The 23,874-nt window shown below is 66.9% G+C and carries 22 protein-coding genes; 14 read left to right on the top strand and 8 right to left on the bottom strand.

Going from position 1 to position 23,874, the window contains the following annotated elements:
- Positions 1-21: 21 nt before the first annotated feature.
- From KBY71_RS01495 to KBY71_RS01485, 3 genes are read right to left on the bottom strand one after another with little or no spacing between them, the layout of a single operon-like run.
- Positions 22-2,175 (bottom strand): transglycosylase domain-containing protein, encoded by a 2,154-nt coding sequence (locus KBY71_RS01495; RefSeq protein WP_254927232.1) that lies wholly within the window; start codon positions 2,173-2,175, stop codon positions 22-24.
- Positions 2,156-2,623, bottom strand: a complete 468-nt coding sequence (lspA, locus tag KBY71_RS01490) for a signal peptidase II (protein ID WP_254927231.1) — start codon at positions 2,621-2,623, stop codon at positions 2,156-2,158. Before lspA ends, KBY71_RS01495 begins: the two co-directional genes overlap by 20 nt.
- The gene (locus KBY71_RS01485; protein WP_254927230.1) at positions 2,620-3,195 is read right to left on the bottom strand and encodes a biotin transporter BioY; all 576 of its coding nucleotides are present in this window, start codon (positions 3,193-3,195) and stop codon (positions 2,620-2,622) included. The genes lspA and KBY71_RS01485 overlap by 4 nt, the downstream gene beginning before the upstream one ends.
- 80 nt (positions 3,196-3,275) lie before the next feature.
- Here KBY71_RS01485 and KBY71_RS01480 point away from each other — a divergent pair, with 80 nt between their 5' ends.
- Entirely contained in the window at positions 3,276-3,530 is a 255-nt protein-coding gene (locus tag KBY71_RS01480; protein ID WP_254927229.1) for a DUF3148 domain-containing protein, read from the top strand.
- Here the strand turns inward: KBY71_RS01480 and KBY71_RS01475 are convergent.
- Together KBY71_RS01475 and KBY71_RS01470 are read right to left on the bottom strand one after the other, a co-directional pair.
- Entirely contained in the window at positions 3,520-4,818 is a 1,299-nt protein-coding gene (locus KBY71_RS01475) for a pitrilysin family protein (protein ID WP_254927228.1), read from the bottom strand. The two genes, KBY71_RS01480 and KBY71_RS01475, sit on opposite strands and share 11 nt — an antisense overlap.
- Positions 4,815-6,083, bottom strand: coding sequence for a pitrilysin family protein (locus KBY71_RS01470; RefSeq protein ID WP_254927227.1), 1,269 nt, complete (start codon positions 6,081-6,083; stop codon positions 4,815-4,817). The genes KBY71_RS01475 and KBY71_RS01470 overlap by 4 nt, the downstream gene beginning before the upstream one ends.
- Positions 6,084-6,132: 49 nt before the next feature.
- Between KBY71_RS01470 and KBY71_RS01465 the strand changes: the two genes are divergently transcribed.
- The 11 genes from KBY71_RS01465 to KBY71_RS01415 all read left to right on the top strand — a co-directional run bounded on the left by KBY71_RS01465 (position 6,133) and on the right by KBY71_RS01415 (position 16,815).
- On the top strand, positions 6,133-6,894 hold the full coding sequence (locus KBY71_RS01465) for a phycocyanobilin:ferredoxin oxidoreductase (protein WP_254927226.1): 762 nt from the start codon (positions 6,133-6,135) through the stop codon (positions 6,892-6,894).
- A complete protein-coding gene (locus tag KBY71_RS01460; RefSeq protein ID WP_254927225.1) occupies positions 6,891-7,835 on the top strand; it encodes an HlyD family efflux transporter periplasmic adaptor subunit in 945 nt (314 codons plus the stop codon). Before KBY71_RS01465 ends, KBY71_RS01460 begins: the two co-directional genes overlap by 4 nt.
- Positions 7,835-9,007, top strand: coding sequence for an ABC transporter permease DevC (gene devC, locus KBY71_RS01455; protein WP_254927224.1), 1,173 nt, complete (start codon positions 7,835-7,837; stop codon positions 9,005-9,007). The genes KBY71_RS01460 and devC overlap by 1 nt, the downstream gene beginning before the upstream one ends.
- The gene (locus tag KBY71_RS01450; RefSeq protein WP_254927223.1) at positions 9,007-9,699 is read left to right on the top strand and encodes a DevA family ABC transporter ATP-binding protein; all 693 of its coding nucleotides are present in this window, start codon (positions 9,007-9,009) and stop codon (positions 9,697-9,699) included. The genes devC and KBY71_RS01450 overlap by 1 nt, the downstream gene beginning before the upstream one ends.
- 36 nt (positions 9,700-9,735) lie before the next feature.
- Positions 9,736-9,891, top strand: coding sequence for a hypothetical protein (locus KBY71_RS01445; protein WP_006171625.1), 156 nt, complete (start codon positions 9,736-9,738; stop codon positions 9,889-9,891).
- Between the two features lie 93 nt (positions 9,892-9,984).
- Entirely contained in the window at positions 9,985-10,911 is a 927-nt protein-coding gene (locus KBY71_RS01440) for a glycosyltransferase family 2 protein (protein ID WP_254927222.1), read from the top strand.
- Positions 10,912-11,053: 142 nt separating this feature from the next.
- Entirely contained in the window at positions 11,054-11,767 is a 714-nt protein-coding gene (gene rpsB, locus KBY71_RS01435; RefSeq protein ID WP_190389567.1) for a 30S ribosomal protein S2, read from the top strand.
- A 65-nt stretch (positions 11,768-11,832) separates the two neighbouring features.
- The gene (gene tsf / locus KBY71_RS01430) at positions 11,833-12,492 is read left to right on the top strand and encodes a translation elongation factor Ts (RefSeq protein ID WP_254927221.1); all 660 of its coding nucleotides are present in this window, start codon (positions 11,833-11,835) and stop codon (positions 12,490-12,492) included.
- An 11-nt stretch (positions 12,493-12,503) separates the two neighbouring features.
- Positions 12,504-13,607: a hypothetical protein gene (locus KBY71_RS01425; protein ID WP_254927220.1), complete on the top strand. Its 1,104-nt coding sequence runs from the start codon at positions 12,504-12,506 to the stop codon at positions 13,605-13,607.
- A gap of 29 nt (positions 13,608-13,636) precedes the next feature.
- Positions 13,637-16,066, top strand: a complete 2,430-nt coding sequence (gene recG, locus KBY71_RS01420) for an ATP-dependent DNA helicase RecG (RefSeq protein ID WP_254927219.1) — start codon at positions 13,637-13,639, stop codon at positions 16,064-16,066.
- A 20-nt stretch (positions 16,067-16,086) separates the two neighbouring features.
- A complete protein-coding gene (locus tag KBY71_RS01415) occupies positions 16,087-16,815 on the top strand; it encodes a M15 family metallopeptidase (protein WP_254927218.1) in 729 nt (242 codons plus the stop codon).
- Here the strand turns inward: KBY71_RS01415 and KBY71_RS01410 are convergent.
- Both KBY71_RS01410 and sir read right to left on the bottom strand, forming a co-directional pair.
- On the bottom strand, positions 16,773-17,144 hold the full coding sequence (locus tag KBY71_RS01410; RefSeq protein ID WP_254927217.1) for a hypothetical protein: 372 nt from the start codon (positions 17,142-17,144) through the stop codon (positions 16,773-16,775). The genes KBY71_RS01415 and KBY71_RS01410 overlap by 43 nt on opposite strands.
- Positions 17,141-18,892, bottom strand: a complete 1,752-nt coding sequence (sir, locus tag KBY71_RS01405) for a sulfite reductase, ferredoxin dependent (protein WP_254927216.1) — start codon at positions 18,890-18,892, stop codon at positions 17,141-17,143. The genes KBY71_RS01410 and sir overlap by 4 nt, the downstream gene beginning before the upstream one ends.
- Before the next feature lie 81 nt (positions 18,893-18,973).
- On the opposite strand from sir, the gene glyS reads away from it, so the two are divergent.
- On the top strand, positions 18,974-21,139 hold the full coding sequence (gene glyS, locus KBY71_RS01400; RefSeq protein ID WP_254927215.1) for a glycine--tRNA ligase subunit beta: 2,166 nt from the start codon (positions 18,974-18,976) through the stop codon (positions 21,137-21,139).
- 241 nt (positions 21,140-21,380) lie between these two features.
- Entirely contained in the window at positions 21,381-22,346 is a 966-nt protein-coding gene (locus tag KBY71_RS01395) for a fatty acid desaturase (protein ID WP_254927214.1), read from the top strand.
- Between the two features lie 20 nt (positions 22,347-22,366).
- Here the strand turns inward: KBY71_RS01395 and chlP are convergent, their stop codons facing one another.
- Complete coding sequence (gene chlP, locus KBY71_RS01390) at positions 22,367-23,743, bottom strand: geranylgeranyl reductase (protein ID WP_254927213.1); 1,377 nt, start codon at positions 23,741-23,743, stop codon at positions 22,367-22,369.
- Positions 23,744-23,874: the final 131 nt, after the last annotated feature.

The following is a 23,874-nucleotide window of genomic DNA, read 5'->3' as shown; positions in this document are numbered from 1 at the left end:
GTCACGGCGAGGGGGATCCCATCACGACCGGCTTGTGCGGATGATCTCGCCCCAGAGGCTGGCGGCAAGGGCGCTGCTGGCCCGGGTGGGGCTGTTGTCGTCGTTGCCCAGCCAGATGCCGATCACCCAGTGCCGCTGCGGTTCGTAACCAATGAACAGCAGATCTCGGCTGTCGTTGGTGGTGCCGGTTTTGCCCCCTTCCCGCCCGCCAACGCTGGCCATCTGGCCTGTTCCGCGCTGCACCACCGCCCGCAACAACTGCTGCATGGCCCGGGCGGTGTCCACGGAGGTCACCCGCCGGCCCGGCTGGGCCAGGTTGCTGCGGCGACAGGACCCCAGGGAACCCGTGCAGGCCTCCCCATCGGTCAGGCGGCGGATGGTGGTGGGCGGGTGCCAGGTGCCATCGTTGGCAATGGCCCCGTAGGCCGCCGTGAGCTCCAGCAAGGTGAGTTCGCTCTGGCCGAGCGCCAGGCCGGGCACGGCCGCCAGGGGGCTGGTGATGCCCAGGTCCCGGGCCTTCAGCACCAACCCGTCGAGCCCGAGTTGCTGGGCCAGCCGTAGGGCAGCGGTGTTGCTACTGGTGGCAAAGGCACTGACCAAACTCAGGGACCCCTGACACCCGCTGGCGAAACTCTGACCCCGCCAACGCAAGGGGGCACAGCTGATCGGATCACCGGGCCGGCGGCCCCTCTCCAGGGCCACCAGATAGGGAATCAGTTTGAAGGTGCTGCCCGGCTGGCGCAGCGCCATGGTGGCGCGATTGAACTGGCTCTGGCGGTAATCGCGCCCCCCGGCGATGGCCAGAATCCCTCCACTACGGGTGTCCAGCACCACCACCGCCCCCTCGGTGACCCCAAGCCCTTTGCTGGCCTGGACCCGTTGGCGCAACAGCCGCTCCACCTGCTCCTGGAGCTGGGGATCGAGATGGGTGTCGATCAGGAAGTTGCCTTCCGCCGCCACGTCCTGTCCCACGAGCTGGTCGAGATCCCGGCGCACCTGGTCGGAATAGAACGGGGCCCCCCTCCGGCCGGGGTTGCTGCGGCAAGCCTGGGGGGAGAGCTGGATGGGGCTGCGCCTGCCCCTGCGGGCCCGATCCGCGGAAATGCGGCCCGTCTGGCCCATTTTGGCCAGCACGGCGTTGCGTGCCTCCAGGGCGGCCTGGGCGTCGAAACAGGGGTCGTAGCCGTTGGGGGAGGGCAGGAGACCCACCAGCAGTGCGGCCTCCTCCAGCTCCAGCTGGCTGGCCGGTTTGCCGAAGTAATGCCTGGAGGCATCTTCGAAGCCCCAGCCCACGCCGAGGTACACCCGGTTGAGGTAGTTGAGCAGCAGATCCCGCTTGCTGAAGCGGGCCTCCAGCTGGAGCGCCACCAGCAGCTCCCGCCATTTGCGGCCTAGGGTTTCCCCCTGGCCCACCTGGTCGGGGTAGAGGCTGCGGGCCAGCTGCTGGGTGAGGGTGCTGCCGCCCTCCAGCACCCGACCCCCCAGCACGTTGGTCACCAGGGCCCGGGCGGTGCCAACCGGATCCACACCGGGGTGCCACCAGAAGCGGCTGTCTTCGCTGGCCAGCAGCGCATCGATCAACACGGCGGGATAGGCGCGCAGAGCCTGGAGTTCCCTGTGCTCCCGCGCATCGGCGGTATTGATGGGGCGTCCCTGGCGGTCGTAGAGCACCAACGGGCCACGCACCGTGGCCAGGCTGCCCCGGATCGGCGCCTGGAGGATGGAGAGCCCGAGCAGCCCAAGGCCGGCGAGCGCCACCACCGCCAGGCCCAGGCTGGCCCCCCGCAGCAGCTTCTGCAGTTGGGGCATCGGCCGCACCTGAAAGTCGAGTTCGGGCAAGCCCGCCTCCTGGCTGGGACCGAAGCGCAGGGCATCCCCATCCCGGAGGAGCAGGGTCTGCACGCGCCGTCCCTGCCACCAGAGGCCGTTGGTGGAGTGTTGATCCGTCAAGAGCCAGTGGGGGCCACGCCGCTCCAGCAGGGCGTGGCGCCGACTCACCGCCTGGTGGTCGATGCAGATCTGGCAGTCGCCATCCCGACCGATGCTGTAGGCACCGTCATGGAGCGCCAGCAGGCGAGACGGCTGGCCGGGCAGGTGGATGCGCAGCTGGGCCTGGCCGGATCGGCTGAACCGCTGCCAGCGGCGCCGAATCGCTTCAAGCCGGGGGTTGACCATGGCGTCCCAACAGGTCGATGGCAAAGCAGAGCACCGCCAGATTGATGGCCACGTCGGCCAGGTTGAACACCGGGAAGGACACGGGCACCAGGGCGAGAAAGTCGACCACGTAGCCGAGTCGCCAACGATCCAGGCCATTGCCGATCGCTCCCCCCAACAGACATCCCAGCCCCAACCAGCGGGACAGGGGCATGGGCCCTTGCCGCTGGATGAAGAAGGCGACCCCCAGGCCCACCACCAGGCTCACGAGGCCCAGCCACTCGGGATGGCCGCTGAACAGGCTGAAGGCCGCTCCGGTGTTGCGGGTGAGTTGCAGGGCCAGCAGGCCCGGCAGCCAGGGAGTGGCTGCATAGGGGGTGAGGTGGGTGACGGCCCAGGCCTTGCTGAGCTGGTCGCCGATCACGACCAGGCCGGCGCAGCTGAAGGCCAGGGCGCGCAGCCGTCTCATGGCTCAACCAGCAGCAAGCGGCGCAGCAGCAGGGCCACAACCGCCACGGCACAGCAGAGCAAGAGCTGGGGGATCAGGGGAGCCAGGCTGTAGCTGACCAGCAGCACGCCCAGGTTGGGGCCCCATCGGCCGGCCAGGCCGCCCAGCAGCAGGTTGGCGATGCCACAGAGTTGCAGCACGCCGAGTCCCACCACGGACGCTCCGAACAGGCTGAGCAGATCGTCCATGCCGGGTTGGCGCGCCAGCTTGCCGGTGAGCCAGGCGGCGGGAACAAATCCAGCCAGATAGCCAAACCCCGGGTCCAGCAGATAGGCCGCTCCACCCCCGCCATGGAACACCGGCAGTTGGAACAGCCCCAGGCTCAGATAGGCCACCGCCGCCAGCATCCCGCTGCGGGGTCCACACACCAGGGCGGTGAGCAGGAGGGCCGGGACTTGCAGGGTGATCGGCAGGATGGCCACACTCCAGCTCCCCCCGGCTGCGGGCAGCGGGGCAGCGGCCTGGATCAGTCCGCCCACCAGAATCAGCAACAGGCCGGCGATGGCGCCGCTCCAGGTGGCTAGGGCCCGCAACTGTTCCAACGTGTCTAGAGCCCATTCTGGGGGGTCGTGCCAACCCGGTTCCCCGTTGGCATGGCGGCTAGGTTGCGCCTATGGACGAACACTCCACCCAGCCCATCGGCCCGGAGACAGCCGAGGCGCCCACCTTTGCGCTCGGCGATCAGGTGCGCTTGAAGGCGCGGCAGCGCTATCTGAAGACGGCCGATCCCATGCCCATGCTGCGACCGCCCGATCTGGTGGATCCGGACGAGCTGGGGCAGGTGGTGGCGATCAAGGCGCGGCAACAACTGGCGGTGCGCTTCCGCCGTGGCACGTTCCTGATCGACACTGACCAGCTCAGCGGCTGAGTGGATGGCTGCTCCAGGCCCGTTCGCCAGCCTCCAGGGCCATCGGCGGACCACAGAGGCTCAGGGCCGGTGCTGCCAGTTGGCGCCGTGCCGCGGCCATGAGGTCGTCAGCGCTGAGCTGCTCGGCTCGGAGCAGGGTGTCGGCGACGTACGACCACCCCAGGCCATGGCCCAGCACCAGGGCTTGGCGGTCGGCAATCTGGCCGCAGGTCTGCCGGCCCATGGCGTCCTGACCGCGGAATTTGGCCTTGGCCAGGGCGAGCTCCCCAGCGCTGAGCGGCTCGTTCAGCACCCGTTGCCACTCCTCCAGTAGGGCCGAGGTGGCTTCCGACGCCCGATCCGCCGAGGTGGAGAGGTGCCAGATGAACGGGGTCGCGCCGCGGCGGGCGGGGAGGTGCACGCCCACGTCGTAAGCCAGGCCGCGTTCCTCCCGCAGGCTCACAAACAGGCGGCTGGACATGCCCATGCCGAGGTGGGCCTGAAGCAGGCGCAGGGCCAGGCCATCCGGGTCGCCGAGGGGAACGGTGGCAGCCCCAAGCATCAAGACCATCTGCTCCGTCTCCTGCTCCAGACTGGCGAAGCGCGGCGCGCAGGCTGGTGCCTCGGGGCCTGCCCCCGACGTCGGAGCCGTCGTTGTCCAGGGGGCCTGCTGGAGCGTGTCCTGAAACAGCGCCGCCAGATCGTCATCCACATCCCCGCAGGCCACCAGCAGGGCGCCCCCGGCTCCAAGGGACGGCACCAGCGCCAGGATCGGGCCGGCCTGCAGGCTGGCCAACTCCTCCTCCACACCCAGGGGGTCGTGGCCGTAGGGGCCCTCGCCGTACAGCTGGCTGCGCAGCTGGTCGTGGGCGAGCTGGAAAGGATCCTCCCGCTGGCGCTGGAGGCTCTGCAGGTTCAGGCCGCGCTCGAGATCCAACTGGTCGCTGTGGATCCAGGGTTCGCGCACCATCGACAGCAACAGGGGCAGCAGGTCAGCGGCGTCACTGCTGGCACATTTGAGACTGAGCACCAGGCTGTCCTCGTTCGCCTCACAGCGCAGGGCAGCCCCGCGGCCCTCCACCAGGTCGGCCAGGGCTTCCGCTCCATAGGTGCCACAGCCCCGGGTCATCAATCCGGCCAGCAGCTGGGCGGCGCCCCGTTCACCGGGCCGGTCTTCGCTGCTGCCACCACGGATCCAGAGCCGACTCGCCACGATCGCCGGACCGGGCCTCGGCTGCCAGATCAGGGGAAGTCCCCCCGGCAGGCTGGTCTGCCGCCAGGGCAGAGGCGGGGATGGGGTGACGCTCATGCCGGCACCGCCTCCAGCACGCAGGCCCGACTGGGATCGAGCAGGGGCAAGCCGTCCTGCAGGAGCGCCTCGGCGCTCCAGGCGTCGATGTCCTCCAACGGCAGGGTCAACCCATGGCAGCGTCCCCAGAGATGGTTGTTGCCAATCAGCCCCGCCACGCCGCCGGCGGCTTCCAGGCCGAAGCGGTAGCCATTGGCCACCAGCCGTTGGGCCCGCCGCCATTCGGCATCGGGCAGGCCCTCGGTCATCAACTCCGTCCAAACCTCGCTGATGGCCTGGCGCACCGCTGGCAGCTCATCCGGTTCGCAAATGGCCTCCAACAGGGCAAAGCTGCCGCTCTCCATGACATGCAGATCGAGGTCGATGCTCTCCACGATCCGCAGCTGCTCCCGCAGCCGTTCCACCAGCCGGCTGCGGCGCCCCTCGGCCAGCACGGTGGTGAGCAGATCGGCGCCCATGACGCCGTGGAGATCGGCGGCTGGGGGCAGGCCCCACAGCATCAGCAGGCGGGCCGACTCCAGACGGGGCAGCGCCAGCCGATGGTCGCCAGCGCAAACGGCCAGGGGCGGGCGCTGGGGGGGCTCCACCACCGCCGGCAGGTCAGCCAAGGCGCTGCCTTCGATGCGCTCGATCAGCTCTTCAGGGTCCAGGGCGCCCGTCAGAGCCAGCACACAGCGATTAGCTCCATACAGCCGTTGGTGGAACTCCGCCATGGCCGCCGGGGTCTGGGACTGCAACAGCTCCCGCCGGCCCAGGATCGGCTCACCGTAGGCATGGCCGGGGCAGCCCAGCTGCAGCAGCTTCTGCAGGGCCATTTCATCGGGCTGATCCTCGCTTTGGGCGAGTTCTTCAAGCACCACCTGGCGCTCCATCTGAAAAGCGTCCGCCTCTAGGCGAGGCCTCAACACCAGATCAAGGAGCAGGTCCAGAGCGTCGCCGGCGGCCTCCGGCGGGATCAAGACGTGGTAGTGCACGTCGTCAAAGCCAGTGGCGGCATTGCTGTTGCCGCCCATGGCCTCGATGCGGAGATCAAACTGGCCAGGCCCCAGCTGCTCACTGCCCTTGAACACCATGTGTTCGAGAAAGTGGGCCATGCCGCTTTCCCGGTTGTCTTCGAAAATGCTGCCCGCCCGACACCAGAAATCGAGGCAGACCAGGGGAGCCTCCGCGAGCGGCAGGGCCACCACCCTGGCGCCATTGGCCAGCTGGTGATCCCTGGGGGAAGCCAGGCCCGGTAGCAGGGAGTTGGCAGGGGCCAGGGGCAAAGCTCAGATGCGTGGCAGGATCTGCATTCTGCTGGCTGCGCCCCCCGCCGTGAGTTCCGCCTCCCCTTCGCCCCAGGTTCCCGGTGTGGGCAGCAGCGGCGGCATCCACCCCCTAGTGGAGGCCCTGGCCGAGCGAATCCGCATCGCCTGGCAGGGGTTGCCTGAGCTGGCCCCCCTGGCGGTGGACCCGGACCTGGAAGCCATCAGCGGCAGCCTCGATGGCGAGGCCCTGTTCATTCGCAACGAGCTGTACCAGTGCCGCGGCCTGCGCAAGCTCCATCTCGAAACCGCCCGCCTGGGGGCGGGGCTCCGGATCCTGCACTGCGTCCTGTTTCCCGATCCGCGCTACGACCTGCCGGTGTTCGGGGCCGACATCGTCGCCGGCCCGGCTGGGGTGTCGGCTGCGATCGTCGACCTCTCACCCGTACGGGGCACCCTGCCCGAGGCCATCGCCGACGGTTTGGCGGCCCTCCCCTCGGGGGCCTACAGCCAGCAGCGGGACCTGCCTGGCTGGGCCTCCATTTTTTCCCCCTTCGTGCGTTTCGTGCGCCCCACCAGCACCGAGGAAGAAACCGCCTTCCTCGATGAGGTGGGTGGCTTCCTGACGGTGCTCGCCACGGCGATTGGCACAGCCGAAGCGCAGGCGTCCGACCATCCGGCTACGGTTGAGCGCTGGCAGGGTCAGCTCCGATATTGCAAGCAGCAGAAACAAAACGACAAGACGCGCCGGGTGTTGGAGAAGGCCTTCAACCCCGCTTGGGCCGACCGGTACATCGAAGAATTGCTCTTCGACGATCCGCCGGCTCCATGAGCCGCGCCCTGCAGACCGTTCCCAAGGTCTGGTGGGTCACGGGGGCTGTGCTTGTCGTGGTTCTGGGCCTGGCGCTCAGCCGCCAGCAGCGTCCGAAGCCCCTGCCGATCCCCCAGGCCTCCCAGTCCGCGCGACAGCCGGAAGCGGTGGCGGCTCTCGGCCGCCTGGAACCCGCTGGGGATGTGCGCCGGCTGGCCGCGCCGATCAGTGGCATCGGGGGCAGCCCGCGCCTGACCGGCCTGCTGGTGGAGGAGGGCGATGCCGTCCGGCGAGGGCAGTTGCTGGCCCGTTTTGACACGGCCCCGACGTTGGTGGCCCAGCAGCGCCTGCTCGACGCCCGTCTCTCCAACCTGGACAGGCGCCTGCAGGTGCAGACCCGCGACATCGGTCGCTACCGCCAGTTGAGCCGCTCTGGGGCCATCCCCAGTGGCGAGCTAGATACCCGGGAAACGGCCCTGCTGGAACTGCAGGGTCAACGCAATGAGGCCTGGGCTGAGCGGGAGCGCATCAAGGCAGAACTGTTGCTCACCGAGCTCCGGGCCCCGATCGATGGGGTGGTGCTGAAGCTCCATGCCCGTGTCGGCGAGCGCCCTGGCGACGCAGGGGTGCTCGAACTCGGCGCCAGCATGCGGATGCAGGCTGTCGTGGAGGTGTACGAAAGCGACATCGACCGGGTCCAGCTCGGCCAGTCCGTGAGCCTGATCAGTGAAAACGGTGGCTTCCAGGGCACCCTTCATGGTGAGGTGATCCGGATCAGTCCCCAGGTTCGGCAGCGCTCGGTGTTGTCCACCGATCCCACGGGTGATGCCGATGCCCGGGTGGTGGACGTGCGAGTGGCCCTGAATCCCGCCGACAGCCAGCGGGTGAAAGATCTCACCGGCCTGAAGGTGATTGCCCGGCTTGGGGCCGTTGCCCCCGGTGTCGCTGGCACGGGCGGCTGATGCTCGGACGCCTCTGGCAGGGCCGGCGGATCCCCCTGGCCTGGCTGCTGCTGACGCGGCAGCCGGTGCGGCTCTTGGTGGCGCTGGCTGGGATCGCCTTCGCTGGCATTTTGATGTTCATGCAGCTGGGGTTCCGCGACGGGCTGTTCGATGCCAGCGTCACGATTCACCGGCTGTTTGACGCCGATCTGGTGTTGATCAGTCCCCGATCCAGCAGCTCGGTGAGCATGGCGGGCTTCCCCCGTCGGCGGCTGGTGCAGGCCATGGCCGATACCGCCGTGGAGGGGATCACCCCGGTGCACTGGAATCTGCTGCTCTGGCGCAATCCGGAAAACCGTGCCACCCGCTCCATCCTCACCCTGGGATTCGAGCCCAGTGATCCCCTGTTCATCGATCCATCGCTGCAACCCAAGGCGAAGCTCCTACAAGACCGGGGAAGGGTTCTCTTTGATGAGCGCTCCAGGCCTGAGTTCGGCCCCGTGGCCGAGTGGTTCCGCCAGGGCCGCACCGTCGAGAGTGAGATCGGCGGCCAGCGCGTTCGGGTTGCGGGACTGGTGGGCCTCGGCACCTCCTTCGGTGCCGACGGCAACTTGCTCACTAGCCATGAGACCTACCTGAAACTGCTGCCCAACACCCCTCCGGGAAGCATCGAGGTGGGGCTGATCCGGCTACGGCCGGGTTCCGATGCCGCGGCCGCGGTGGAGCGGCTGCAACGCCAGTTGCCCGATGACGTCACCGTGCTCACCAAGGACGGGTTCATTGCCTTTGAGCAGAACTACTGGCGCACCAGCACCTCGATCGGCTTCATCTTCACCCTGGGGGCGGCCATGGGATTTGTGGTGGGCTGCGTAATCGTGTATCAGATCCTCTATTCCGACGTGAGTGATCACCTGCCCGAGTACGCCACCTTGATGGCGATGGGCTATCGCCTGCCAACGCTGTTGGGCGTGGTGGCCCGGGAGGGGTTGCTCCTGGCCACCTTCGGCTACCTGCCGGCCTATGCGGCAGGGCAGGGCTTGTACCTGCTGGTGCGGAATGCCACCCAGCTGCCGGTGACGATGAACACCACCCGTGCGCTCACGGTGTTCACCATGATTCTGGTGATGTGCATGGCTTCGGCGGTGCTGGCCATGCGCAAGCTCGGCGATGCCGACCCGGCGGAGATTTTTTGATGGCGCCGATGGTTCTGGTGTCCGGTTTGCGGCACAGCTACGGCAGCGGTTCCATGCGCCGCCAGGTGCTGCAGGACATCAGCCTGCGGGTGGATCCAGGGGAGGTGGTGTTGCTCACGGGCCCATCCGGCTGCGGGAAAACCACCCTGCTCACCTTGATCGGTGCCCTTCGCCAGGTTCAGGAGGGGTCGGTGCAGCTGTTCGGCCAGGAGTTGCGCGATGCCAGTCGGTCGTCCCGCCTGAGCTTGCGCCGCAGGATCGGCATGATCATTCAGGGCCACAACCTGCTGCGGTGCCTCACCGCTGAGCAGAACGTGCAAATGGGTGCGGACCTTCTGCAAGGGCTCAGCTACCGAGCCCGCCGTGACCGTTCCCGGGAGTGGCTGCGCGCGGTGGGGCTCAGTGACCATCTCGGCAAGCTGCCCCACGATCTGTCCGGGGGCCAGAAGCAGCGCGTCGCCATCGCCCGTGCCCTCGCCGCCAGGCCCCAGCTCCTCTTGGCCGACGAGCCCACCGCTTCGCTCGACTCCCGGACCGGTCGGGAGGTGGTGGAGTTGTTGAAGGGTCTGGCCAAGGACCAGGGCTGTGGCGTGTTGATGGTCACCCATGACCCCCGCATCCTGGATGTGGCAGACCGCCTCGTGCAAATGGAGGATGGCCAGTTGAGCCAGGGTGCTTACGCGATTGAGTAGGCTGAGTCCTCGCCTCTCCCCCAAGCCGCCGTCCGCATGGCCAAGCGCAGGAATCTCAAGAAAGAAAAGCAGGAACGCAACCGCGCCTACGCGCGCAAGTTCAAGAAGCGCAAGCTGCGCAACGATGGCCGTGGTGAAGGCGCCGGTAACGGTGTGACCGGCACGGCCAACAACGGCGGAGCTGCCGACTGATCAGCGCCCTGTGGCGTTGCTCGGGGGATCCTGCGGGATCCCCTTTTTGCTGTCGAGCCTCCAGCGACGACCCCCATCCCTCAGTCGACCACGATGTTCCTCAGCGTCGTCATTCCGACCTACAACCGCCTGCCGATCCTGCAGAAGTGTCTTCAGGCCTTGGAACAGCAGGACCTGGCTGCGCCCATCACCGGTTACGAGGTGGTCTTGGTCGACGACGGCTCCACCGATGCCACAGTGTCCTGGCTGCATGAGCACGGGGCTGACCTCCCCCATCTGCGGCTGATCCAGCAGGAGCATGGTGGTCCGGCGGAGGGTCGCAACCGGGGGGTCACCCAGGCCCGCGGTGACGTCATCGTGTTCATCGACAGCGACCTGGTGGTGACCCCCAGTTTTTTGCGCTGCCACGCCCAGGCCCTTGAGCGCCGTTGGCGCCAGCGGGGGCACCGCCGCTGCTTCACCTACGGCGCGGTGGTCAACACCGCCAGGTTTGAAGACCCCACCAGTGAGCCCCACAAGCTCCAGGATCTCTCGTTTGCCTATTTCGCCACGGGCAATGTGGCCATCGACCGCCAGGTGCTGGAGCAGGCCGGGTTGTTCGACACCCGCTTCCGGCTCTACGGCTGGGAAGATCTGGAGCTGGGTGAACGGCTGCGGCAGCTCGGGGTCGAACTCGTGCGCTGTCCTGAGGCGGTGGGGTACCACTGGCATCCGGCCCTGCGCCTGGAACAGATTCCCGATCTGATCCGGGTCGAACGGGAGCGGGCGAAAATGGGCTGGGTTTTCTACCTCAAGCACCCCACCCGTCGGGTGCGATTCATCATTCAGTACACCTGGCTTCACCGTCTCCTCTGGGAGCTGCTCACCTTGGGCGGCCTGCTCAATGAGCACAGCCTGCGGCCCCTGTTGGCCTGGCTGATCCGCAAGGGCCATCCGGGCTTGGCGATGGAGCTGCTGCGGCTCCCCCTCAACCGTTTGGGGGTGCGGGCCCTGCATGCCGAAGCCCACAGCACCATTTGATAAGGTGCCTGGGTTCCATTCACCCCGCACACCTGCGTGTTTCGGGTGATCTGAGCGATTCCCCCCACCAGCTTCCGTGGCTGGCTGGGCTGCTCTCGATCCCTGGCAGGTGGAGGCAAACCCGAAACCCCCCAAACAAGCCATGGCTGTTGTCACTCTCGCCGAAATGATGGAGGCGGGTGCCCACTTTGGGCACCAAACCCGCCGCTGGAATCCCAAGATGTCGCGCTACATCTATTGCGCGCGCAACGGCGTTCACATCATTGACCTCGTGCAGACCGCCGTCTGCATGAACAACGCCTACAAATGGACCCGCAGTGCCGCCCGCAGCGGCAAGCGCTTCCTGTTTGTCGGCACCAAGAAGCAGGCCTCCGAAGTGATTGCCCAGGAAGCCACCCGTTGCGGGGCCTCCTACGTCAACCAGCGTTGGTTGGGCGGCATGCTCACCAACTGGACCACGATGCGCGCCCGCATCGATCGCCTCAAGGATCTGGAGCGCATGGAGAGCTCCGGGGCCATCGCCATGCGGCCTAAAAAAGAAGCGGCCGTGCTGCGCCGGGAGCTGGAGCGCCTCCAGAAGTACCTCGGTGGCCTGAAGAACATGCGCCGTCTGCCCGACGTGGTGGTGCTGGTGGACCAGCGCCGCGAAACCAACGCCGTGCTCGAGGCCCGCAAGCTCGACATTCCCCTGGTGTCCATGCTCGACACCAACTGCGACCCTGACCTCTGCGACGTGCCCATCCCCTGCAACGACGACGCCGTGCGCTCGGTGCAGCTGGTGCTCGGCCGTCTGGCGGATGCCATCAACGAGGGCCGTCACGGCGCCCAGGATCAGGGCCGGGATGACGAGGGCTGAGCCCCTCCCCAGTCCTCCATACAATTTCCCGCCCGCCGGGACTTCTCTCCCTATCCCTACTTCCCATGGCTGAGATTTCAGCAAAGCTCGTCAAGGAACTGCGCGACAAGACCGGCGCAGGCATGATGGATTGCAAAAAGGCCCTGTCCGAATGTGGTGGTGATGCCACCAAGGCCACCGAATGGCTGCGGCAAAAGGGTATTGCTACCGCCGAGAAAAAGGCCAGCCGCACGGCTGCTGAAGGAGCCATCGGCAGCTACATCCACACCGGCGCTCGCGTGGGTGTGCTGGTGGAGGTCAACTGCGAAACCGACTTCGTCGCCCGCGGCGAGGTGTTCCAGGAATTGCTCCGCAACGTGGCGATGCAGATCGCGGCCTGCCCTGGCGTCGAGTACGTCAGTGTGGATCAGATCCCCGCTGAGGTGGCCGATCGGGAGAAGTCCATTGAGATGGGCCGCGACGACCTGGCTGGCAAGAAGGAAGAGATGAAGGCCAAGATTGTCGAAGGCCGCATCGGCAAGCGGCTCAAGGAACTGGCCCTGCTGGACCAGCCCTTCATCAAGGACAGCACCGTCTCCGTGGCCGAAATGGTCAAGCAGGTGGCCGGCAAGGTGGGTGAAAACATCCAGGTGCGTCGCTTCACCCGTTTCACCCTCGGCGAGGGCATCGAGGTGGAGAAAGCCGATTTCGCTGCCGAAGTGGCGGCCATGACCCAGGCCGCCTGAGCGGTCCGCCCGTGACGCTGCTGGAGGCTGCCCACCAGCAGCTGGATGAACTGGAAGAGCGGCTGGGGGCTTCTAACCCCCAGCTCTACAGGCACCTGGCGCTGTATCTCCAAGTCCTCCGCGATGGTCTGCTGGGCGCCGTTCAGCAGGCCTGTTTCCATGTGGCCACGCAGGTCTATCCCGACCGCTATGCGGACTTGCCCCAGTCCCAGCGCCAGGTGCTGCACCGTCGCATGGCCAACCTGGTGCAGCGGGCCTCCAGCCTGCTCACGGTGGAGCAGCTGACCCATCTGGCGGTTCAGATCTCGCGCGAGCAACAACGGGAGCGGCGGCGCCAACGGGGCCGGTTGCTGGAGGCCCTGGAATCCGGCCGTGACCCCGATCCCGAGCCCACTCCCCAGGGCTCGGTCCACCTGGGACTGGAGTTGCCGATCGGTGCAGATTTCCTCCAGCCCTCCCGCTTTTCCCTCCAGCAGCCCGGTCCTGAGGTGGACCACGACGATGGGGACCACGACGACGGGGATGCCTCCTCCCAGGCTGAGGACTCCAGCGATACGGCCGACGCGACCATCGAAGCGATGGCGGAAGCCCTCGCCGCTTGGATGGGCCAACAGACCTCCAGTCCAGCGGTCACGCCCTGGGAGGGAGGTTCGCTACCCACCAATCCGGAGCTGTTGCTCACGTGGCTCAAGGGCTTTGAGGCCGCTCTGAGCCGGCGCCTGCGAAACCTTTCCCACGCGCTCAATGTGGATCTGCTGCGCCTGGGAATCACCCGCACCCTGCTGCCGGTGAGTCTTCTCGATGCAGCCCTCGCCGGCCAGCTCGACACCCAGGAGGCACCGGCCAATCTGATGCGCCTGCCCCTTCCCTTTGGCCCGGATCCGGCCCCCTCCCAGCTGGACGCCACCGCCTTGCTGCTGCGCACCACGGATCTGGAGTTGGCCCTGCCCCGCTTGCGCACCTGTCGCAATCGCATCCAGCAGCACCGCCAGGAGGTGCGCAGAATGGCCCAGCACTATCGCCGCATTCAGCGGCGGGTTCAGGCGCTCGAGGCGGAACAGCTGTGGCTGCAGGACATCAACCCAGCCCCGCCCCTTTCGAGCCCGCCCGCGTAGAAGCGTGGCTCAAGGCCCTCCAGCAGGCCTTGCAGGTGGAGGCTGATCGGGGTTTCGGCGACCTCAAGGGGCGCCAGTGCTGTTTCAGCGTGTTCGTGGTCCAGCAGCTGCAGGAGACCCCCGCCGAGCTGCCCGCGGCAGCCCTGGAACGGGTGCTGGAGCTCCGGTCGGGATTCGAGGGCTATGGGGCCCTGTCCCTGGCCCGTCGTCAGTCACTGGTGCGTCAATGCCGCGAGCGGCTCCATGCCCTGAGGCAGGCCCAGCGCCCGGTGTTGGCCGTGGCGCCCCCCCGCCTGCGGTTGGTTCAGGCGGGTGCCGAAACGGCCAGCCCAACGGGCAACCTCCAGTTCGACGCCGACACCCCCCTAGCGGAGATCCGGGGGGTGGGCCCCAAAACCGCATCCCGCTTGGCCCAGCTGGGGTTGCTGCTGGTGCGCGACCTGGTGCACTACTACCCGCGCGACTACCTCGACTACGCCAACCTCGTGCGCATCTGTGGTCTGGAGCCGGGGCGCACCGCCACGATCGTGGCCACCGTGCGCCGCAGCCACGCCTTCGCCAGTCCGCGCAATCCCAATCTCTCCATTCTCGAATTGCATCTGGTGGACTGCACCGGCAAGATTCGAGTGAGCCGGTTTTTTGCCGGCCAACGCTTCTCCAGCCCGGGCTGGCTCAAAACCCAGCAACGCCAATTCCCCCCCGGGGCCACCGTGGCGGTGAGTGGCCTGGTGAAGGAGACGCCCTATGGCCCAGCCTTCCAGGATCCCTTGATGGAGGTGCTGGAGTCCCCCCAGGCTCCGGTGCGCTCCGAGACCATCGGCCGACTGCTGCCCGTGTATGGGCTGACAGAAGGCCTCGGTGCCGACCGCCTGCGCCAGGTGGTGGAAGCCGTCTTGCCGTTGGTGCGCCACTGGCCGGATCCCCTGCCCGAGGCCCTGCGCCGCAGCCAGGGCCTGGTCACCCGCGCCGAGGCCCTGAGCGGAATCCATGCTCCGGCCGATCAGGAGCAGTTGCAGGCGAGCCGCCGCCGCCTGGTGTTCGATGAGTTCCTGTTGCTGCAGCTGGGCCTGGCCCAGCGCCGACGCCAGCTCAGCCAGCGCCCCGCTCCCCCCCTGGCCCTGCCGTCCGGGGGGGAAGGATTGGTGCAGCGCTTCCTGGCCCTGTTGCCCTTTGCGCTCACCGGGGCCCAGGAGCGGGTGCTGGCGGAGATTCGCGCCGACCTGGCCCGTCCCCAGCCGATGGCCCGGTTGGTGCAGGGGGATGTGGGCAGCGGCAAGACCGTCGTGGCCCTGGCCTCCCTGCTCACCGCCATCGAAGCGGGCTGCCAGGGGGCGTTGATGGCGCCCACCGAAGTGCTCGCCGAGCAGCACTACCGCAAGTTGGCCGAGTGGTTGAACCAGCTGCATGTCCGTTCGGCCCTGCTCACCGGGTCCACCCCCGCGCCCCGGCGCCGGGGCCTGCTCGAGGATCTGGTCAACGGTCAGTTGCAGTTGCTGGTGGGCACCCACGCCCTGTTGGAAGACCCGGTGCAGTTCGACCGCCTGGGCCTGGTGGTGGTGGATGAGCAGCACCGCTTCGGGGTGCGCCAGCGCAACCGGCTGCTCGCCAAGGGGCTCCAGCCCCACCTGCTCACCATGACGGCGACCCCCATTCCCCGCACCCTGGCCCTGTCCGTCCATGGAGACCTCGACGTCAGCCAGATCGATGCCCTGCCCCCAGGTCGACAGCCCATTCGCACCCATCTGATCAAGGCCAGCCAACGCCAGCAGGCCTACGGGTTGATCCGGGAGCAGATCGCCCTGGGGCAACGGGCTTACGTGGTGCTCCCCCTGGTGGAGGAGTCCGACAAACTCGACCTCCGCTCGGCCGTGGAGGTGCACCGCCAGCTGAGTGAGGAGGAGTTTCCGGATCTCCGCGTCGGCCTCTTGCATGGCCGACTCAACAGCGCCGACAAACAGGCCGCCATTGGCGCCTTCGCCAGTGGAGAGACCCAGGTGCTGGTGAGCACCACCGTGGTGGAGGTGGGTGTGGATGTGCCGGAAGCCAGCGTGATGGTGATTGAACATGCGGAGCGCTTCGGGCTGGCCCAGTTGCACCAGTTGCGTGGGCGGGTCGGCCGGGGAGCGGCCGCATCGCACTGTTTGTTGATCAACGACAGCAGCAATGTGCTGGCCCGGCAGAGGCTTGAGGTGCTCGTGCGCTCCAGTGACGGGTTCGAGATTGCCGAGATGGACCTGCGGCTGCGGGGACCCGGGCAGGTGCTGGGCACCCGCCAGTCGGGTCTGCCCGATCTGGCCCTCGCCAGCCTCACGGACGATGGTGAAGTGCTGGAGCTGGCCCGCACCGTGGCGCAGGAGATCACCCAGGCCGATCCCGACCTTCAGGCCCATCCAGGGTTGGCCCTGGCCCTGGCGGAGCAACGCCGCCGCCAGATGGATCAGGCTGCCCGTCTCAACTGACGTCCTCCTCGCCTTCCGCCATGGCGCTGCGCCCTTGGAGCCCGATTCCCATTCACGAGTGCGGCGAACCGCTGGTGGCCTTGCCCAGCCAGCTTTGGCGCCTGGAGCCCCATCCCTACAGGCTGCTGGGGGCTCCCTATGGGCCGGAGGGTGACCCCTTCCGCTTGCGTCAGGGTGTGGTGGAACGGCTGCTGCAGGCGGAGCAGGCGCTGCGGGAGGACGTTCCAGGCCTGCGGCTGGCGATTTTCGATGCCTGGCGTCCGCTGGCTGTGCAGCGCTTCATGGTGCGCCATGCCCTGCTGCAGGAATGCGCCCAGCAGGGCGTGAACCCACACCAGCCGTCTGGGCAACGGGATCGGATCGAAGCCGAGGTGGGGCGGTTTTGGGCCCCGCCGAGCGATGACCCAGCCACCCCTCCCCCCCACAGCACCGGAGCCGCCGTGGACCTCACCCTGGCCGATGGCGCCGGGCTCCCCTGCCCGATGGGCGGTGCCATTGATGCGATCGGGGCCGTCTCTGAACCGGAGTTTTATCGGGCTGCCGCTGAGCGCGATCCCGATGGCGAGGCCTCCCGATGGCACCGCCATCGGCAACTGCTGGCGCAGGTGATGGCCAGCGCCGGCTTTGCGCAACATCCAAATGAGTGGTGGCACTTCAGCTGGGGAGATCAGCTCTGGGCCTGGCGCAGCGGGACTGCGGCTGCCCGTTACGGCCGGGTCGGGGAGGAGGAGAGCTCCCGAAACAGCTGATCGGCCTGCGGGCGGGTGAGCAGGTCGCGGGAGACACAGCGCCGCAGCGTGCTGCGCGTCATTTCGAGTTGGATGAGGCGCAACTGGGCAATCACAGCCTCGCTTTGATCGGCATAGGGCTGGAGCTGCTGCTGGAAGGCGCTACGAATCCGCTCCGGTTCACAGGTGGTGCGGTCGGGGTCGTACCGGGTCGGCGGGGAGGTGGGAGGTGCGGGCTGCTGGCGTCCAAGCCCCGCCGAGGCCTCCATCGCGCCCAGAGGCACCAGCAGGCTCGCCACCAGGCTGCCCACGAGTAGTCCAAGGGCCCGGTCAAGCCGCGGCCGGATCATCCAGCTCCGGCCGCCAGCCACTCCTGCACGGTGCTGCGTCCACTCTTCACCACGAAATCCCCGAGGCTGCGGCGCCCGCCTGCGGTGTGCCAGGCCTGCAGCAGGGGCTCCAAGGTGGCCTCCAGGGCCTCCAGGGGCATCCTCTCCAGGTATGGCTCGGCCAACCGACTGAGGTTGGGGGTGCCCCCAAGCCACAGTTGGTATTGATCCACCCCACTGCCCACCAGGCCGATCTCGGCCATGTAGGGGCGGGCACAGCCATTGGGGCAGCCTGTCATGCGCACCAGCACGGAGCGGCTGATGCCGATGCGTTGCAGCTGCACGTCCAGACGCTCGAGGACATCGGGCAGGATCCGCTCCGCTTCGGTGACCGCTAGGCCGCAGAGGGGCAGGGCCGGACAGGCGATCGCATGGCGTGCCAGGGGGGCGGTCTCTTCCGGGGTCTCGTAGCCCAGGGCAGCCAGATCTGCCCGCACACTGGCCCGCTGGGAGGTGCCGATGTTGCAGAGCAGCAGATCTTGGTTGGGGGTGAGCCGCACCTCCAGCTTGTAGGTGTCCACCAGGCGACGGAGCCCCTGCTTGAACGCGCCTTCCAGGCGACCACACAGGACGGGCAAACCCACGAACCAGAGGCCCCGGCTCTGCCGGTGCCAGCCCAGATAGTCCTCCAGCTTGGTCTTGGGCTCGAGGCGCATCCCCTTGATCGGATGGGCGAAATAGTGGGCCTCCAGCTCCTGGCGGAACCAGGCGACGCCGCGGTCGTGGATGAGGTACTTCATCCGGGCATGGCGGCGCTGCTCCCGATCGCCGTGGTCGCGTTGCAGGGCAACGATCGACTGCAGGAGATCAAGCACGTGATCGATGGCCACATAGCCGAGGGGGTCGGCGGTGCGGGCGAAGGTCTCCTCCTTGTTGTGGGTGCGGCCCATGCCCCCGCCCACATAAACATTGCAGCCCTGGGCATGGCCCTGGGGATCACTGAACAGCACCAGGCCGATGTCCTGGGTGAGCAGATCCACCGAGTTGTCGCCCGGCACCGTGACCGCCACCTTGAACTTGCGCGGCAGGTAGGTGCTGCCGTAGAGGGGCTCGGCCGCGTCGCCGCTGAACACCCCGCCCTCCTGCTGGCGGGCCTTGACGGATTTCACGGTGGAACTGGGCTTGATCCGATAGCTCAGGTCCCCATCCACCCAAATGTCGAGATAGGAGCCTTCCGCCGCCTGGGGGGCGAGCAGGTCAGCGATGTCATCGGCGAGCTTTCGTGCGGCGGGGTAGCCGGCTTTCTCAAACGGGGCTGCCGGCGCCATCACGTTGCGGTTGATGTCACCGCAGGCGGCCAGGGTGGAGCCGAGCTCGCGCACGATGGTGCCGATCACCTCCTTGAGGTCGTCCTTGCGCACCCCATGCATCTGGAAGGCCTGGCGCGTCGTGGCCCGCAGGGTGCCATTGCCGAGCCGGTCGGCGAGTTCGTCAATCGCCAGGTAGAGGGAACCGGGCACGCGCCCCCCGGGATTGCGCAGGCGCAGCATCATCTGCCAGTCCTTCTCGGCACCCTTGCGGCGGTTGTCGCGGTTGTCCTGCTGGTAGCTGCCGTGGAACTTGAGAATCTGGACCGCCCCTTCGGTGAAGTTGGCGGCGTCATTGGCCAGTTCAGTCAGCAGAGGCTCTTTGAGATGGCCGCTGCTGTCCTTGAGCTGTTCGAATTTGGACGGGGCTTTGGCACTCGAGCCGTGCGTGACATCGGGCATCAGGTCCTGCGCTCAAGGCTCGGCACAGTCCGAAGTTAGCGAACGGCGTTCAATACAGTCGCGCTGTGTTGCCTGCTGCCCGTGTCGACCTTTTTGCTCGAAATCGGCACCGAGGAACTTCCCGCCGATTTTGCGCGTCTGGCCCTGCCCCAGCTGGAGCGATTGGTGCGTCAGGACCTGGCAGCGCTGCGACTCCAATACGACGGGATTCATTGCACCAGCACCCCCAGGCGGCTCGTGATCCGTGCCACTGGGATCCCGGAGCGACAACCCGATCTGGAAGAGGAGCGCAAGGGCCCGCCCGGATCCCAGGCCTGGAGTGATGGCAAGCCCACGGCGGCAGCCCTCGGGTTTGCCAAGCGCTGCGGGGTTCCAGCCGAGAGCCTCGAGCTGCGGGAGACCCCCAAGGGCCCCTTCGTGTTTGCCCGCTGTCAGGAGCCGGGCCGTCCCGCTCTGGAGGTGCTCTCCACCCAGATCCCCCAATGGATCGAGGCGTTGCAGGGTCGCCGCTTCATGCGCTGGGGGGAGGGGGACAGACGGTTTTCCCGGCCGGTGCGCTGGTTGGTGGCCTTGCTGGGCGGCACGCCGATCCCTGTCACCCTGGCCGACAGCGATCCGGCCATCCAAGCCGGCAGGATCAGCCGGGGCCATCGCCTGGTGGAGGCGAGGGTCGAGATTGCCAGTGCCGACAGCTACGCGGTCGATCTGGCCGCCGCTGGGGTGGAGGTGGATCGCGAGCGACGCGGCACCTTGATCCGCGCCGCGGTGGCCTCTGCGGCTGCCGTTCATGGTGCCGATGCCGATCTCCCCGATGCACTGTTTGACGAACTGATTGACCTGGTGGAATCCCCGTCCTTGCTGGAGGGTGGATTTGATGACGCCTTTTTGGATCTCCCAGCGGAGGTGCTCTGCACGGTGATGCGGGCCCATCAGCGCTACGTCCCGCTGGTTCGCCAGGGGCTGTCGCCGGATCCGCTGGCCCTGAATGCCCGTGACAGCCTGCTCCCGCGCTTTCTCTTCATCAGCAACGCCTTGCCCGCAGCGGCAGCCACGGTGTCGCGGGGCAATGAGCGGGTGCTCAAGGCACGGCTGGCCGATGCGGAGTTCTTTGTGCGGGCCGACCGTTCGGTAGCCAGCATCGACCGCCGGGCCCAGCTGGCCCGCGTCACGTTCGCGGAGGGCCTGGGTTCCCTGCTGGATCGCACCGAACGCCTGGAATGGTGCACCGATGTGTTGCTGGAGCACCTGCAACTCCCCCCGGCCTGTGGCGACCATGCCCGCCGGGCCGCCCACCTGTGCAAGCACGATCTGGTCAGTCAAATGGTGGGGGAATTCCCCGAACTGCAGGGGGCCATGGGGGGCAAGTACCTGGTTGCAGAAGGGGAACCCACCGAGGTGGGGCTGGCCGTGTTGGAGCATTACTTGCCCCGTGGAGCCGGCGACAGCCTGCCCAGTTCCGACGCTGGAGCGGTGGTGGCCCTGGCCGAACGGCTGGAATTGCTGCTCAGCATCTATGCCAAGGGGGAGCGGCCGAGCGGCTCCTCCGATCCCTACGCCCTGCGCCGTGCCGGCAATGGCCTGCTGCAGATTTTGTGGGAGCGGGGTTGGGCCCTCGATCTGCAGGCCCTGCTGCAGCGCTGCACGGCCCATTGGGCATCGTTGCTGCCCACCTTTGCGGTGGATGCCACGGCGCTGGCTGCCGAGTTGGCTGAGTTCCTGCGCCAGAGGCTGGTGAGCTTGCTGGAGGACCAGGGCGTGGATGTCGATCTCGTCCAGGCCGTCGCTGGTGACGGCCTGGCCCTGGAGCGCATCCTCAGCGACCCGTCCGACGCCCGCCAGCGCGCCGATCTGTTGGCCGCCTTGAGGGCCAGCGGTGAGTTGGAGGGCGTCCAGGCCGTGGTGACGCGCGCGGCCCGCCTGGCTGAAAAGGGCAGTCTCGACGCCACCGTGCTCAGCCCTGCCGGGGTTGTTGATGCCAGCCTGTTCGAGACGTCCAGTGAGGCGGCCATGCTCCAGGTTGTGGAGCAATTGCAGCCGATCGCCACCGGCCGTGATGCCGGGCGCCACGCCGCCCTGGCGAAGGCCCTGGCGGCCAGCCGTGACACCCTGGCGGCCTTCTTTGATGGTGAGCAGAGCGTGTTGGTGATGGCCGACGATCCGTCCGTGCGCACCAACCGGCTCAACCTGCTGGGCGTTCTGCGCAATCAGGCGTCCGTCCTGGCGGACTTCAGCCGCATTGCCGGGTGAGGGCCCCCTAGGCTGAAATTCATCGGGTCGTTCCGATACCCGTTCAGACCTGGGTTTCCGCCTGACTCTGCTCCCTTCTGCCCAGGCCGCGACGGTACCGACCCTGCGCCGCAAAGATTTTCAGCTGGAGCCCTTTCGCCGCAGCGACGACCGAATCGCCCTCTGGCAGCTGCTGAACACCCTGGTGCCCACGGCTCTGCTGTGGGCCTGCATTGGTCCTTTAGCTGAGGCGGGAGGGCTCTTGCGGCTCCTGCTCCTGCCGGTGCTGGCTCTGCTGGTGCTGTTCTCGGCGCGCTCCTTCGCGCTGATGCATGACTGCGGCCACGATTCCCTGTTCCACTCCCGTTGGATGAATCGACCGGTGGGCTTCCTGTTGGGCGGCCTCAATGCGATTCCCCAGCACCCCTGGGCCCGGGGGCATGCCTTTCACCACCTGCACAACGGCAATTGGGAGCGCTATCGCGGCCCCTCGGCCCTGCTCACCCGCAAGGCTTACCTCGATCTCGCACCAAGGCAGCGCTGGCTCTATGGACTGAGCCGCCACCCTTTGATGTTGGTGCCGGGAGGCGGCTACTACCTGCTGGTGAGGCCACGGCTGCAGCTCGTTTTTGGCCTCGTTGAATGGCTTCGGGCCATGGTTGCCCACGTGGGCCAAAACGGCCTTGGCGGTCTCGTTGACCTGCCCCGGCTGAGTCGTGCGTTTCAATCCAGCCATTGGTATACCGCTGGCGAGTTCCGAGATCTCGTGGCCAACAACGTGGTGGTGCTCACCAGCTGGTGGTTGATGGGAGCCTGGCTGGGCCAGGGACTTTTCTGGGCCTGCTACCTGCCGGTGATGACCCTGTCAGCGTCCCTTTTCCTGTGCATCTTTTTTGTGCAGCACAATTTTGAAGGCTCCTACGCCAGTGGCAGCGAAGATTGGAGCTATCTGCGGGGGGCGCTAGAGGGAAGCAGCAATCTGGATGTGCATCCGCTGCTGAACTGGTTCTGGGCAGACATTTCCTTCCACAGCATCCACCACCTCTGTGAACGGATCCCCAATTACCGGTTGAGGGCCTGCCACCTGGCCAACGCTGAAAAACTCGCCGCAAGCCGGGTGCTGCGATTGGCAGATTTCGCCAGCTGCTTCACCTACATCCTCTGGGATGCGGAGCAAGGGCGCTTGATCACCCTGAGCGAAGCTGCCGAACCTGCTCACCAAGGCTGACAGACTGCGACGACGCCCTCTCAGCCCTTGCCAGCCAACACGGGTTCACGCTCCCCGTCACCAGCTTCGGAAGCCTTCTGCTTGCCGCCCACCTTGATGCCGCCCTTGATGCTGCTCACCGCCAACATGGCGATGACCTCAGCCTCATCCCGCACGGCACTGTCCACCGGCTTGTAGCCCTGGGGGGCAAGAGCGTTGCCACGCAGGACGGAACCCAGGGTCAGCAGCGTCAGTTTGAGTTGCTGCCAGGGATTCATCAACACCACCCGCTTGTAGAGGTAGCTGTCGAAGGTGAGGCGCTGAACATCTTTGTCATCGCACATCTCCACGAAGGCTTCGCGGGCTGCATCGTTGCGATAGAAGATGTTTTGCAGAATCTCGAGCACCTTGTAGGTGGCGCCGTACTGGCGATCCCATTTTTTCAGATACTTTTTAAGATCCGCTTCGCTGGGAACTTTGGTGCCATTGGCGCTGGATTCCACGATCTGCTCGGCACACATGCGGCCGCTTTTGGCCGCGAAGTAGATGCCTTCCCCAGAGCTCTTCGTCACATAGCCGGCGGCATCCCCCACGAGGGCCATTCGACCCACGACCCGGCGCGGGCGGGGATGCTCGGGGATCGGGTGGGCCTCCACCTTGATCACCTCACCGTTCACCAGGCGCTTCTTGGCTCGCTCGCGGATGCCTTCCTGCAGGCTCTTGATCAGGCCCTGGTTCTGCTGCATGGTGCCGGTGCCCACGGCCACGTGGTCGTACTTGGGGAAAACCCAGGCATAGAAGTCGGGGGACACGTCCGTTCCCACGTACATCTCGGCCAGGCTTTCGTAGTACTTCATCTCCTCGGGGGGCAACTTGATGCGCTCCTGGAAGGCGATCGCCACGTTGTAGTCACCGGCATCCATGGCCTTGGCCACCCGGCTGTTGGCACCATCGGCGCCCACGATCAGGTCGACCTCCAGGGTTTTGGTTTCGCCGGTGGCCTCGCCTGCCGCGTAGTCGGAGTAGGTGAGGGTGTAGGGCCCCTGCCGGTTGGTGCCGGTGTCGATCTTGGTGACCAGACCATTGACCAGCTGGGCCCCCAGGTCGGCGGCGCGATTGCGCAGGAAGGCGTCCATCACCTCTCGGCGACACATGCCGATGTACTCATCGGCGTTCTCGAGGTTGATGTCCACCTCCCGGTTGGAGGGGGAGATCATCTTCATGTTGCGGACCTTGCGGTCGATGATCGACTCGGGCAGGTCGAACTCGCTGACCATGCAGAGCGGAATGGCTCCGCCACAGGGCTTGGCGTTGTCGAGCTTGCGCTCGAAGATCCAGGTTTGAATGCCGGCCTTGGCAAGCACTTCAGCCGCACAGGAACCACTGGGGCCGCCACCCACCACTGCCACACGCAACATCTGAAAACCGCTCCGCCAGGAAGGATGTTGGGCCGAAGCTAACACCGCTGAGCGGCCGGCTGGTGGCCAATCCGCTCTCCCCACCTAGGATCTTTATTCCTTCTTTCAAAGGGCCGTTGTCCGGTGCCAGC

It is taken from the genome of Cyanobium sp. T1B-Tous (assembly GCF_024345475.1).
GTDB lineage: Bacteria > Cyanobacteriota > Cyanobacteriia > PCC-6307 > Cyanobiaceae > Cyanobium_A.
The sequence above is the reverse complement of the archived record's forward strand: the minus strand, read 5'-3'. Positions and strand labels throughout refer to the sequence as shown.